This is a genomic window from Bacillota bacterium, from assembly GCA_013178415.1.
In the GTDB taxonomy this organism is placed as follows: domain Bacteria; phylum Bacillota; class SHA-98; order Ch115; family Ch115; genus Ch115.
This window is the reverse complement of sequence record JABLXA010000013.1, coordinates 51,510-65,376: the sequence shown is the minus strand read 5'-3', so window position 1 is coordinate 65,376 and position 13,867 is coordinate 51,510. Positions and strand designations below refer to the sequence as shown.

11 protein-coding genes are annotated in these 13,867 nt (G+C 51.9%); 2 read left to right on the top strand and 9 right to left on the bottom strand.

The window, feature by feature from the left end; all coding sequences use genetic code 11:
- Window positions 1-25: 25 nt before the first annotated feature.
- Both HPY52_11300 and HPY52_11295 read left to right on the top strand, forming a co-directional pair.
- Window positions 26-607: a LysM peptidoglycan-binding domain-containing protein gene (locus tag HPY52_11300; GenBank protein ID NPV80844.1), complete on the top strand. Its 582-nt coding sequence runs from the start codon at window positions 26-28 to the stop codon at window positions 605-607.
- The gene (locus tag HPY52_11295; protein NPV80843.1) at window positions 598-1,593 is read left to right on the top strand and encodes a hypothetical protein; all 996 of its coding nucleotides are present in this window, start codon (window positions 598-600) and stop codon (window positions 1,591-1,593) included. The genes HPY52_11300 and HPY52_11295 overlap by 10 nt, the downstream gene beginning before the upstream one ends.
- An 86-nt stretch (window positions 1,594-1,679) precedes the next feature.
- On the opposite strand, the gene HPY52_11290 is transcribed toward HPY52_11295, so the two are convergent.
- The 9 genes from HPY52_11290 to HPY52_11250 form a co-directional block, all read right to left on the bottom strand.
- The gene (locus HPY52_11290) at window positions 1,680-2,222 is read right to left on the bottom strand and encodes an ECF transporter S component (protein NPV80842.1); all 543 of its coding nucleotides are present in this window, start codon (window positions 2,220-2,222) and stop codon (window positions 1,680-1,682) included.
- A gap of 118 nt (window positions 2,223-2,340) precedes the next feature.
- A complete protein-coding gene (locus HPY52_11285; GenBank protein ID NPV80841.1) occupies window positions 2,341-3,294 on the bottom strand; it encodes a DMT family transporter in 954 nt (317 codons plus the stop codon).
- Between the two features lie 105 nt (window positions 3,295-3,399).
- Window positions 3,400-4,914, bottom strand: a complete 1,515-nt coding sequence (gatB, locus tag HPY52_11280; GenBank protein NPV80840.1) for an Asp-tRNA(Asn)/Glu-tRNA(Gln) amidotransferase subunit GatB — start codon at window positions 4,912-4,914, stop codon at window positions 3,400-3,402.
- Window positions 4,911-6,383, bottom strand: coding sequence for an Asp-tRNA(Asn)/Glu-tRNA(Gln) amidotransferase subunit GatA (gatA, locus tag HPY52_11275; GenBank protein ID NPV80839.1), 1,473 nt, complete (start codon window positions 6,381-6,383; stop codon window positions 4,911-4,913). The genes gatB and gatA overlap by 4 nt, the downstream gene beginning before the upstream one ends.
- Before the next feature lie 80 nt (window positions 6,384-6,463).
- Complete coding sequence (gene gatC, locus HPY52_11270; GenBank protein NPV80838.1) at window positions 6,464-6,760, bottom strand: Asp-tRNA(Asn)/Glu-tRNA(Gln) amidotransferase subunit GatC; 297 nt, start codon at window positions 6,758-6,760, stop codon at window positions 6,464-6,466.
- A 5-nt stretch (window positions 6,761-6,765) separates the two neighbouring features.
- A complete protein-coding gene (ligA, locus tag HPY52_11265) occupies window positions 6,766-8,766 on the bottom strand; it encodes an NAD-dependent DNA ligase LigA (protein NPV80837.1) in 2,001 nt (666 codons plus the stop codon).
- A gap of 53 nt (window positions 8,767-8,819) precedes the next feature.
- Window positions 8,820-10,868 (bottom strand): UvrD-helicase domain-containing protein, encoded by a 2,049-nt coding sequence (locus HPY52_11260; GenBank protein ID NPV80836.1) that lies wholly within the window; start codon window positions 10,866-10,868, stop codon window positions 8,820-8,822.
- A 3-nt stretch (window positions 10,869-10,871) separates the two neighbouring features.
- On the bottom strand, window positions 10,872-12,248 hold the full coding sequence (locus HPY52_11255) for a TldD/PmbA family protein (GenBank protein ID NPV80835.1): 1,377 nt from the start codon (window positions 12,246-12,248) through the stop codon (window positions 10,872-10,874).
- On the bottom strand, window positions 12,242-13,720 hold the full coding sequence (locus tag HPY52_11250) for a TldD/PmbA family protein (protein NPV80834.1): 1,479 nt from the start codon (window positions 13,718-13,720) through the stop codon (window positions 12,242-12,244). Before HPY52_11250 ends, HPY52_11255 begins: the two co-directional genes overlap by 7 nt.
- Window positions 13,721-13,867 lie beyond the last annotated feature (147 nt).

The following is a 13,867-nucleotide window of genomic DNA, read 5'->3' as shown; positions in this document are numbered from 1 at the left end:
ACTTTGAATATAGGGGGGATCTCTTATGGTCTCATATGTTGAATGGGAAGTCGGGCCCGGTGATACCCTTGCAAGCATTGCACAGCGCTTTGGGGTGACGGTCGAGGATATCCTTGCGGCAAATCCAGAGATCACAGATCCTAATCTCATATATGTAGGCCAGGTGATCAGGATCCCGCGGGCCGTCGCGCCGTCGGCTATGCCAGCTCCGGGCGTGTCAGCGATTCCGCCGGCCGCGCCTGTCCCGCCTGGCTGGTGCTGTTTCGTCATATACCCTAGAGAGGGGCGGGTCCCGGACCCTGGGGTAGTGCTGGCGCATCCAGCTGAAACAAGTCATATATATGTAGCCACCATGTCTATGCCAGCTCCATCTTCTTTCGGGAGCAACTTTTCAATCTATGCTGCATGGATCGTTCGCCGAGATGGGACAGTGAGGAATTTCATCGATCTCATGCCTGCCCAGAATCCTCAATTCTGGGTAAATCACAAGGACATAGCCGGGCTGGAGACTACCGATTTTCTGAGGGTGAGCCCTGAAGCGCCAGGACACCCCCTGGTCATTCGGGGCCCGATTGTCCTGGAAGGGCGGTTCACATCGTGTCGCTGAAGATGCCACAGGATGCTTGGAGGTCGCCAGAGGCTGAAGTCTGGGGTTATTTTGGCGAGGAGTCTATGCCATCCTTGCAGAGGTACTATGGCCTCATGATGGGGATCTATGGATGGTGGTTTCTCATTCGTGAGGATGGTTCCATACAGGAGAGCGTTGATATCGATGCATTGAATTTCGCAAGACAACACGGGCTCAGTGTTCAAGGAACCATACACAACTTCGTTGAAACTAGATTTGTCAGGGAGATTGCACATTCGATACTTACGGATCCGGCAGCTAGAAGGAATGCTATCTCGAATATCATTGCCAGTATTCAAAGGTACGGGCTTGACGGTCCCCACATCGATCTAGAGAATGTGGACCCGAGAGATCGTCAACCACTTACTGATTTCATCAGGGATCTGAGCGTTGCGGCAAGAACCCATGGGTTGATGATAACCCAGGCTGTTCCGGGCAAGACAGAGGAGAACCCGGCGCATCCCTGGTCAGGAGGTTTCGATTATCGCGCTCTTTCCCGCCATGTAGACTGGCTTGTGATCATGGCATATGAAGAACACTCGGCAACAGGCCCTCCTGGGCCACTTGCATCCTATGACTGGTATGTGCGAGTCAAGGAGTTTACTCTATCCCAGGTACCGCTGAATAAAATCTTCATAACTACCGGAGTATACGGATATGACTGGCCAGTAGGCCCTGTTGAAACTGCCACCACGGTGACATATACTGATCTACTGCGTATTATGGAGACCTACCATGTGCATCTCACCTTTGCGCCAGGAATAAGGGAATGTACCCTTGCCTACCGTTCTCCGGATGTCCCCGGAGGCCGGTGGCATGTGGTCTGGTTCCAGTGCCCCGAGGCTGCTGAATGGAAGTTTAGGCTGATCAGGCAAAATGGCGTGAGGGGGACAGCGATCTGGGAGCTTGGGCAGGAAGATCCCCGGATCTGGGATCTGGTGGCGAGCATCCTGCTTGCTCCCTGATCACGAAAAACCATCTCATTTGCGTATACTGGGCCCCCGAAGGGGCCCATATTGCATGTCGGATCAAGCGGATAAGTGGATGGTCCCTAGCGCCCCTTGCCAGGCAACGCCTTATGAAGCCCTTGCGCGACTGCCAGGGCGACAGCGCCGCCTATGAGGGCTGTGACAAGCTGTGGAGTCTGCATCGCCTTCGCCACAGGGGGAGGCACTTGGACAACCATCCGCACGGCGGAGGAAAGCACGAGGAACTTAGCCACAGCCCCTGCTATAACACCCACTATAGATGCCAAAAGAGCTTTCTTCCCAGCATATCTTATCCCACCGAACACCAGCACCAGGACAGCGTTCCCCAGGCTTATGAATGGAATCATAGGCCCAAGCGGCGGGGCGAGGATACCCCGCACAAAGGCAATCCATGGGGTAAAGAGGCCAACTACAACTCCTCCCAGAGGACCCACAAAGATACATGATAATAATAGCATTGCATTCACAACCGGACCTGTCACAGGCTGCGGAAGGCCCATCATCTGAAACGCAAGCGTCAACGCCAGGAGCACCGCAGTCCGGGTCAACCAGATAAGCCCCTGCCTCCATGTAACTTCACGGCCAATAGCACCTTGACCCTGCATAGGAAACCCTCCAATCTATTTTTACTCCTCGAGAAATTCCCCGCACAATAGACTTACGCTTGGCGGAATTATCCTGGTAAAATGCATCCCCTGAAAATGCATAGAACAGGGCAACTAGCTAACCTAGCTCAGCGCCAAGGATCCCTACTATGATCAAAGCCGCTCCAAATATGCCCCTGATCCCGAGACTTTCACCCAAGAATATCCATGCAAATAGTGCAGAGAAAATGGGTTCCGCCGCCAGGATGATGGCTACGCGAGTTGGCGTCGTGATTCTCTGCGCGGAATTCTGAACAAAGAACGCGCCTGCCGTCGCAAACGCCCCGAGAAAGATCAAGGAGCCCCATTCTACCCAGCCAAAGCCCGGCGGTTTGAAAACAGGCAGAAGATCTCCAACAATTGCCGTATAGGCAAGGCCTATAACCGCCGCCACAGTGACCTGAACCAGGACCAGGAGGGGAACATCCATCGCCGGCGCGTATCGCGCCACGAAAACAATATGAAAGGCAAATCCCAAAGCGCAGAGAAATACTAGCACATCGCCTATCTGTAACGTCAGCCTCGAGCCCGGTTCGATGGCCATAAGTCCAAGTCCGATGGCAGCAAGGATAGCGCCCATTATAGACGTCTTCCCGGGTGTTCGGTGGAGAATCATTGCAGAAAGAAACGGCACCATCACCACCGAAAGTCCTGTAATGAATCCGGCCTTGGATGCTGTGGTGTACTTGAGCCCTATGGTCTGCAGAGCATACCCGGAGAACAGGAATCCCCCAAGGACCGCCCCTGCCATCAATAAGCTATGGCTGATGGATCGTAATTTTTTGAATAAAACAAATGCCATCAGAATAGAAGCAATTAGAAACCTGATGGCGATTATGACCATCGGGTCTATGCTTACTACAAGATTCTTTACCAGAGGGAACGTGGAACCCCAAATGACGGTCACCAGCAGGAGAGAAGCGTCAGCCAGGCGCCTCCGGTTGGCCTGAGACAGCCTAGGAGCCCGGAGACCCTCACTCGCTGCCGGCTTCGGGCTGATATTACCCTCCTCCTCACTCAGCGTCCCCTCCATTCCGCCCGTAAAATCATGAGTATTGGACGTTTTGCATCATACCTTTCGATTCATCGCTTCGCAAATCATCATCACGCCATAAATCACGATTTCTGGACATGGAGTCTATGACCTAGAAAGCTTCTCGCGCAAGATCCTATTCACCACCTGAGGATTGGCACGGCCACGGGTCTTCTTCATCACCTGCCCAACTAGAAACATCAGGGCCTTTTCTTTGCCCGAATGAAAGTCCGCCACAGGGCCGGGATTTGCCTGGATCACTTCATCTATGGCAGAAGACAGCTCGGATTCGTCTGAAATCTGGATGAGCCCACGCTCCTTCACTATCTCCGTAGGCATCTTCCCAGTCTTAAAGGCTTCCTCAAAAACCTCCTTCGCGATCCTGACACTTATCGTCCCTTTATCAATAAGTTCGAGTAAGCTGAGCAAATGCCCGGGTCCCACAGGAGATTCCTCTATGGATTTGGACGCAGAATTCAACAGCCTCAGGAGCTCGCTCATCATCCAATTACTGACCGCCTTGGGGTCTTTATACTTGCGTGCGCATTCTTCAAAGAAATCAGCAAGAGCCCTGGATTCAGTGAGGAATTCCGCATCGTATTCAGGAAGCCCATATTCCCGCATGAATCGATCGCGCTTCTCTGCAGGAAGCTCCGGCATGGATCTTTTCAGCTTCTCGACCCATTCCCGTTCGATCACCATTGGAACCAGGTCCGGATCAGGGAAATAACGATAATCGTGGGCCTCTTCCTTGCTTCGCATAGGCATTGTGACGCCCTTACCTTCATCCCAGTGCCGGGTCTCCCTTACCACCTTTTCCCCTCGTTCCAGGGCCATTATCTGCCTGACCCTCTCGTATTCAAGCCCCTTCTCCACTGCCCTGAATGAATTGAGGTTCTTGAGCTCTGTTTGCGCTCCGAATACCTGAGATCCTGCTGGCCTGATAGAGATGTTGGCGTCACACCTGAGAGACCCCTCCTCCATCTTACAATCCGAAACCCCAATGTATCTCAGGATATTGCGCAAGGTGTTCAAGTAAATATATGCCTCATGAGGCGATCTAATATCAGGCTCGCTCACAATTTCCATGAGTGGTATGCCGGCCCTGTTGTAGTCCTCCAGCGAAAATCTGGATCCCATGATATCTGACCCCTCATGGATTGATTTCCCAGCCTCTTCCTCAAGATGGACCCTGCGCACTCCTATCCTTTTCTGTTCACCATCTACAGAAATGATGATGGAGCCCTTGAACCCTAATGGAAGGTCATATTGTGATATCTGATAATTCTTGGGCAGATCAGGGTAAAAGTAATTTTTGCGGTCGAATTTGCTGAAATTGCTCACCTCACAGTTGAGCGCCAGAGCGGTCAAAATGGCAAATTCCACCGCCTTCTTATTCACCACGGGTAAGACTCCTGGAAGTCCCAAACAGACCGGGCATGTATGAGTATTTGGATCTGCGCCAAATTTGGTGCTACACCCGCAGAAAATCTTTGATTCCGTCAAAAGCTGCACATGGACCTCAAGTCCAATGACAGTCTCATATTTCTCCTCTACTTCCCGAGGCAGGGTGGATTCTAAAGCTATGGTCAACCAGGATACCTCCCTTATACAGGTCATCTGACCGCGCATAATGGCGGCGAGAGAGACCTGAGGCCGCTTGCAGCCTCAAAAGCATACGCAAGACGGAATAGTGTAGGTTCATCAAAATGCTTTCCTAAAAGCTGTAATCCCACCGGCATTCCATCTGCGGCAAATCCGCATGGGATGGAAATCGCAGGTAGGGCCGCCAGATTAGCAGTTACGGTATAAACATCTGAAAGATACATGGACAGCGGATCCTGAATCTTCTCGCCGATGCGGAAGGCCACGGTAGGGGATGTGGGGGATATTATGGCGTCACAAGATTCAAAGGCCCTATCAAAGTCCTCGATGAGAAGGGTCCGGACCTTCAATGCCTTCAGATAATAGGCATCATAATAGCCGGAGCTGAGGGCATATGTCCCGAGCATTATGCGCCGCTTCACCTCGGCTCCGAAGCCTTCCTTGCGAGTCCGCTTGGTCATCATGACAGAATCCGGAGCTTCCTTGACCCTCAGGCCATATCTCACTCCGTCATACCGGGCCAAATTGGAGCTCGCCTCAGCGGTGGCCACCAGATAATAGGTAGCAAGGGCATATTCTGTATGAGGGAGGGTGACCTCCACTAGGGTCGCCCCCATATCTTCAAATTTCCCCATAGCCGCTTCTATGGCATCCCTCACATCCGGGGATAGGCCGGGTCCGAAGTATTCCTTTGGAACGCCTATTTTGAACCCGGTTATGTCTGGAATGAGAAATGCCGTGTAATCCGGACATGGCTGATCAACTGACGTCGAATCACGAATGTCGCGCCCTGCGATGATATTCATCAAAAGCGCGCAATCCGTCACATCCCTGGTAATTGGGCCTATCTGGTCCAGAGATGAGGCAAAGGCCACTAGCCCATATCGAGATACCCTGCCATAGGTTGGTTTGAGGCCGACCACGCCACAAAAGGAAGCTGGTTGCCGGATTGACCCGCCGGTATCAGACCCCAGCGCCAGAATCGCTTCCCGGGCGCTCACGGCTGCAGCGCTCCCGCCCGACGACCCGCCAGGCACTCTGTCAAGATCCCATGGATTACGGGTTTCAAAGAAACCGGAATTCTCAGTGGATGAACCCATAGCGAATTCGTCCATATTGGTCTTGCCTATGACAACCATGTCATTATCGCGGACCTTTTCCACCACAGTGGCGTCATACGGCGGGACATAATTGTCTAGGATCTTTGATGCGCATGTGGTTCTAATATCCCTGGTGGATAGATTATCCTTCAATGCTATAGGTATGCCAGCAAGCGGAGCGATCTCTTCGCCTGCCGCAATCTTTCGGTCAACAGCATCCGCCTGCGAAAATGCAAGATCCCGGGTCAGCGTTATATATGCCTTCACTGACGGATCTACCTCATCAATTCTCTTGAAAACCGATTCTGCTATATCACGAGCGGTGACCTCCCTTCGAATTAGGAGGTCATGTAGCTCATGAGCTGTGTAAGAGTAAAGCTCCAAATAATCTCACCGACCCTTCCACACCAGTCGAATGACCAGCTGATCCAGCTGGTTCAGCGACCGAGACTATACCAACTATGCTACGACTCTGTCTCCATGATTTTTGGCACCTTAAAGAAATTCCCGCTCCGCTCAGGTGCATTTCGCAAAACTTCCTCAATTGGGAGAGAAGGCCTCACTTCATCTTCCCGGAAGACATTCCGGACAGGGAGAGGGTGAGCCGTTGGGTTCACTTTTTCCGTATCGAGTTGCTTGAGCTTGTCCGCATATTCAAGAATGCTCGCGAGCTGGCGCGTGAATTCTTCTTTTTCAGCTTCGTCCAACTCAAGCCTGGCCAGATTTGCTACATGCTCAACATCCTTTTTAGAAATAGGCAAGGAACTCACCTCTTGATCATCTTCAGAAATTCTTCTTCATCAATCGTGGGAACCCCGAGCTGTCGCGCGCGATCAAACTTTGATCCGGGATCCTGGCCTACTACTACATAGTCTGTCTTGCTGGAAACGCTTCCAGAGACCTCGCCGCCAAGTTCGCGGATGAGATCTTCCGCTTCTTTTCTGGAAAAATGCTCTAGAGCCCCTGTCAGGACGAATTTCTTTCCGGCTAAAGGTCTGGAAGAGGCCCCTTCTGAAACAGCTTTCTCCTCTTCACCCATGACTACCCCGCTCTTCATAAGACGCTGTATCACATCGCGATTCGCCTCCTCATCGAAGAAGCTCTTGATGCTGTAGGCTATCTTAGGCCCTATTTCCGGGATAGCCATGAGATCTTCGTACCTGGCGCTCATAAGGGCTTCAATGCTGTGGAAATGCTCTGCCAGTACCCGGGCCACATTCTCCCCCACATGCCGGATGCCCAGGGCATAAAGCACCCGCGAAAGCCCGCGTTTCTTACTTTCCTCAATACTAGCCAGGAGATTTTGGGCCGACTTATTGCCCATTCTCTCAAGCCCCACGAGATCCTCAATGGTCAAATTGTAGAGATCCGCGAAATCATGCACCAGTCCTTTATCCACAAGCTGGCTTACCAAAGCCGGTCCCATTCCCTCGATGTCCATGGCGTCCCTGGACGCGAAGTGCTCTATTCCCTCCCGGAGCTGGGCCGGACATCTCAAACCAACGCACCTGGCCACAGCCTCTCCTTCCAGGCGCACTACCTCAGCCCCGCATTCCGGGCACCTGTCAGGCATGACAAACTGTCTTTCCTGGCCGGTACGCTCGTCCTCGACCACCTTTACCACCTCGGGGATCACATCTCCCGCCTTTTGAACAATCACCGTGTCCCCGATTCTGATATCTTTGCTCCGGACATAATCCTCATTATGAAGAGTAGCCCTGGATACGACTGATCCCGCCAGCCTGACTGGCTCTAAAATCGCAAGCGGGGTAAGCGCTCCTGTTCTCCCGACCTGCACTTTTATATCCTTGATCTTCGTAGTGGCCTGCCGGGCCTCAAACTTGAACGCCACGGCCCACCTGGGATTTTTGGCGGTAGCCCCCAGCATCTCCTGGTAACGAAGACTGTTGACCTTGATAACGACTCCATCTATTTCATAGTCAAGAGTATCCCTCTGGTCACCCCACCTGCGGCAATATTCAATGGCTTCCTCAATATCATGGGCTATCTGGATATTCGGATTGACGCGGAACCCGACAGACTTTAAATAAGCTAAAACCTGCATGTGAGTCTCAAAGCGCTTGTTGGAAAACCCGATAGCATACAAAAAGGCATTCAGCGGGCGGGAGGCCGTTATCTTTGGATCCAGCTGCCTGAGAGATCCTGCAGCAGCATTTCTGGGATTGGCGAAAAGCGCCTCCCCTCTCCTGCTTCTCTCCTCATTGAGCTTCTCAAATTCTGACTTGATCATATAGACTTCTCCACGGACATCGAGATCGGCCTCGTCATCGCCGCGGAGCCGCATCGGAATGGATTTTATCGTCCTGATGTTATGAGTCACATCCTCGCCTGTGACCCCGTCTCCTCTGGTGGCCCCCTTCACGAAACGCCCGTTTGAATACTCGAGGGATATGGCAAGCCCATCGATTTTCAGCTCACAAACATATTCTACCTGTCCCACTCCAAGGAAACGCTTTACCCTAGCGTCAAACTCCCTTAGCTCCTGAAAACTGTAAGCATTCTGGAGGCTTAGCATTGGGACCCGGTGAATGACGGTGGCAAATCCTTCAGCCGGCTTCCCGCCGACACGCTGCGTAGGGGAATCGGGCGTTATGAGTTCGGGATGCTCAGATTCCAGCCGGGAAAGCTCCCTCATCAGACCATCGAATTCCGCGTCAGAGATGACAGGATCATCGAGCACGTAGTAGCGATAATTGTGATATTCGATCAGTTCGCGGAGTTTCTCAACCCTTTCGCGCACATCCAAAGGCAACTGTGCCATGCTGCCACCCCCATGACATCAAGACCGTCTACATGCAATCAGGACCATCCATATGATCTCTCAACGATTTCCAAAAGATCCTCTGGGACTTCCCCTATAAATCGAGAAGGCACCGAATCGATGCGCTGTCCGAAAAGCAGCCTCTGGTGAGAGCATGTAAGTATCAGCCGCTCCTCAGCGCGTGTCATGCCCACATAACAGAGCCGGCGTTCTTCCTCCATCTGGCCATAATCCTCGAGCGCCCGGGAGTGAGGGAAGATCCCTTCCTCCATTCCCACCATGAAGACTATCGGAAACTCTAGCCCCTTTGCCGAGTGCAGAGTCATCAAAGTGACACCTTCCACCCTGTCATCGAAATTGTCAATATCGGAGACCAGGGCTACTTCCTCGAGAAAAGAAGCGAGTTGTTCTCTTCCCGGGGCACCGTTTTGATGCTCCTGCATGACATCAAACCCGCCATCCTGGCCATCGCGCTCATCATCCCCAGCTCCCGCACCAATCTCCTCAACTGCGCCGCCATGACGGACGATGAATTCCTGTGCAACAGACAGGAGCTCCTTTATATTCTCTATCCTTGACTCTGCCTCCACGGTCTTTTCGTCCTCGAGCGCTTTCAGATAACCTGTTGCATCTGCCACTTTGTCGATCAATTCCGGCAATGACAGATCGTCTACCTCATTTCGGAGGGATTCCATCATCTGAATGAATGCAGCGATGGGCTTCCGCGTCCTGGCGCTTATCTCAGGTACATCGTCGATCCTGAGCATCGCGCCATACAAGGAAATACCCTCACGGCGCGCGAAGGTAGCCAACTTCTCCACAGTGGAATCCCCGAGACCACGCCGGGGCACATTGATGATTCTCCTCAGACTCACCGAATCGTCAGGGTTCACCAGGAGTCTCAGATAAGCCAGGATATCTTTGATCTCCTTACGATCATAGAACCTCACCCCGCCTACCACCTGATAAGGTATACCCTGCTTCAGCAGTTCATCCTCAATGACGCGGGATTGCGAATTCATTCGATACAGAATGGCAAAATCCGTCCATGGCCTATGCTCACGAAGGCGCATTTCCGCTATCTGCTCAGCAACAAATCGCGCCTCGCCGTGTTCATCAGGCACATAGCAACATATGACTTTATCGCCATCAGGATTTCTGGTCCATAGTTTTTTCTTCTTCCTCTCGGAGTTATTGGTTATCACATTATTTGCAGCATTGAGGATACACTTCGTCGATCTATAATTCTCCTCGAGCTTTACCACCTTAGCGTCAGGATAGTCCTTTTCAAAATCCAGGATGTTGCGGATATCCGCCCCCCGCCATCCATAGATCGACTGATCCTCGTCTCCGACAACACAGAGATTTCTGTACCTTGCGGCGAGGATCCTCACCAGCATATACTGAACGCGGTTTGTATCCTGATACTCGTCGACCATGATATACCGGAATCTTTCCTGATATCGTCTTTGCACTTCCGAGTGTTCCTTCAGAAGACGCACTGTCTCGATAAGAAGGTCGTCGAAATCCATTGCGCCATTTGCGCGCAAAATGTTCTGGTATTGCTTGTACACCCGAGCCACAGTGTTCTCCCAGGGGCCGCTGGCGGTCGCATCGTATTCATCTGGTCCTATCAGATCATTTTTGGCCCTGCTGATAGTCGAAAGCAAATCAGCAGGGGGATAATTTTTCTCATTGAGACTCAGTTCCCGAAGCGCCTGCCTTATTGCAGTCATTTGGTCATCCCGGTCAAAGATGGAAAAATCCCTTCTAAATCCCAGTCTCTCGGCATCTCTTCTCAGCACACGGACACAAAACGAATGAAAAGTACTGATCCATACAGACACTGCGGCGGGCCCGACCAGCGATATCACCCGCTCCCGCATCTCATTGGCTGCCTTGTTAGTGAAAGTCACTGCAAGTATATTCACCGGAGCAACCTTGAGATCTCCCAAGAGATGCGCTATACGATAGGTGATTACTCTTGTTTTCCCACTCCCTGCCCCCGCTAAAATGAGGAGAGGGCCTTCAACATGCAAAACCGCTTCCCTTTGTTGCGGATTCAATTGATCTATGAAACTCGCCATCGTCTAATACTCTGTTACCCCCGTAAAATTAAAGCCCTTTATCTTCAGCGCAGGAACACAAGCCACCCCTTCATGGACCCTGCGCTCCTTTGAGATCATTTCAACATTGGACAACGCCTCGAGAATGCCCTGAGTGAACCTGAGATTTTTCAATGGTTTTGAGATCTTCCCGCCATCGATCAGGAATGTTCCATCTCTCGTCATCCCAGTAAACAATGTCTTAATAGGATGAACTGGATTCGTGTAGTGGAACCTCGTTACCAGAATACCATAATCTGTCGAGTCTATCATCTCATCGAGATCAGATTGACCAGGCGCCATGAAAAGATTCGTAGCGTAAGGGCCATTGGCAAAGGATGGCGATGTCGCGTGCCCGGTCGACTTCTTTCCCTCTATGCCAGCAGTATATGAATCATATACAACCCCTCTGGCGATGCCATTTGTTATGAGCTCGACACGCTCCTTGGGAACGCCCTCATAATCGAATTCGATAGGAATCCCTTCCTCGGCCAGTCCATCGTCCCAGATGGAGATATTCTCACCGGCGATACGCTTTCCGAGGGCTCCGGACATGAAGCTCCTGCCTTCCTGGTAGGCGAGGGCGCCAAATCCCATATATGAGAGCATGTCTATCATGTCAGCAACGGCATAGGTATCAAGGATGACTGTATATTCCCCGGGCTCTATGGCAACGCTTCCCCGGGAGGCAAGGCATCTCTCCACCGCTTCCCTCCCTGCATCCTCCAGATCCAGGGCAGCGACATTTCGCGACGTGCGAGCAGCATAGCCTGTACCATCTTCTCCCATCACCACTGTGACGAAACTCGCCAGCGTTGACCTTTCTCCTGCCGCCACACCAAGGGAATTCACCGTGGCTATATCATAGACAGCCGTGCTGAATGAACCAAATCCCAGGAGCCCGGCCTTGCGCACCCTTTTTATTATAGCATCTACGGCAAGTGCACGGTCCTCAGGTCCGAAGTTCGCAGTCTCAGGAAAGAAGGTCTCTACAGAAGAATCATGCGCCTCTGGCCCTGGCAAAGACACAAACCGGGGATTCTCGGGCTGTCTCTTTGCGATCTCAAAGGCCCGCGACACCACAGATTGGAGTGAGTCTTCATCAAACCTGCTGGTGGATGCTATCCCGATCCTTTTCCCAACAACGGCCCGTACTGTAACCAGTACAGCGCTTTCGGCCGTATTCTGATGGATCTCTGAATTCGCGAAACGGGTAAGAAAGGATTCCTTTTCTATGCAATGCACCTCTGTTTGATCGGCCTGGGACATCGCAAGAGCCATCTCAGCGATTTCCATAGCGCGGCCAGCCCCAGAGGTCCGCCCGGCTCCGAAGGTCGAATCATTCCCAGACAATCTCACCATTTCCCCACACCTACCCTTACCTTGCGAAAACGAGCCGGAGATGCTCCATGCCCCACATGCGCCACCTGCATGGGTTCGCCCTTCCCGCAAGATGGGAGCCCCCACAGATGCCAAAAATCCCTATTGGCTATTGCATCACAGCTTCTCCAGAATTCCGGCGTTATGCCAGTATATGTGGGATTCTTGAGCATCCTGCCGAGTCCACCGTCTTTGATTTCCCATGCGATTTCAGTGCCGAACTGGAAATTTAGCCTCTTATCGTCTATACTCCAACTTTTATTCGCTTCCATATATATTCCATCTTTAGTGTCCCGAATTATCTCGTCAAGCGTCCAATCTCCAGGCATTAGGTTTATATTGGTCATTCGAATTATTGGAGTCCTGTTCCACCCGTCCGCGCGCATACATCCATTGCTTCTCTGGTTGACTAAGGGGGAAGTCTCCCTTGACGTGAGATAATCAGAGAAAATGCCGCGTTTCACCAGCTCAACTCGCTGAGCTGGAACCCCTTCGTCATCATATCCAAAAGTCCCAAGTCCACCAGGAATGGTTGCATCAGCCACAATCGTGACATCATCCGAACCATATCTGAAATTTCCCCGCTTTTCCAGTGTAAGGAAGCTTGTACCGGCAAAGCTGGCCTCAGTGCCGAGCACCCTGTCAAGCTCACTTGGGTGACCACACGATTCATGAATTTGAAGGGCGAGCTGATTTGTCCCCAGCACGAGATCAGTGACTTTACTCGGGCACTGAGGGGCGGAAAGCAGTTCTGCCGCCTGGTCGGCTATTTCCTCCGCGTGTCCGGCAAGATCCAGGCTCTTTACAAATTCATACCCCCTGGTAGCGTAATCCCCAAAGATCGAAGGATAGGACCTTTCTTGAATTTCCTCGCCATCGGTGGCGATAGCCGACATATGAGCCCCAGACTCAATTATCTCCTGTCTTATATCTGCGCCTTCACTGCTCAGGAAGATCTTCTCCTCCCTGCGAAATCCCATATCTGCGGTGGCGACCCGGATTTTCGGATTTTGTCTCGCGAGCCTTTCCGCGTCCATGAGAAGCCCTATCTTCTCATCGAGAGACACTGTAAACGGGTCGATATCATAGGCACTTTTATAGGAATCACAGATAGCATCTACTGGCGCCAGGGTCACATCGTCTGTCTTCACGCGAGCGCTGGCCCTTGCTATCCGAACGGCAAGTTCGGCTGTCCTCTCAATGTCTTCCTGCTCTAAGCTCGAACAAGACGCAAATCCCCATGCCCCATTTACCAAGGCACGGATACCCACGCCTTCTTCTTCTGAAGATTCTACAGAATCCACCCTTCCATTTTTGACTACTATACCTTCATCTCTGCGTTTGACGACCCGGAGGTCTGCGTAGCTGGCCCCCAGGCGCCGCGCCCTTTCCAGAGCGGCCTTGAGTGCTCTCAAACTAGTGCCCTCCCTATAGCTAAACAGTTGAAACGCCATAACTCATACCGAGTATCACAATTCATACAAATCTTCATGGTCCGGATGCGAACCGCGCCGCATCTTATTCTATTCCACATAGCAATTGCTATCCCTGCAGAGGCTTATTCACAATTAACCGTTACCGGTGGCATTATCGACGACCTA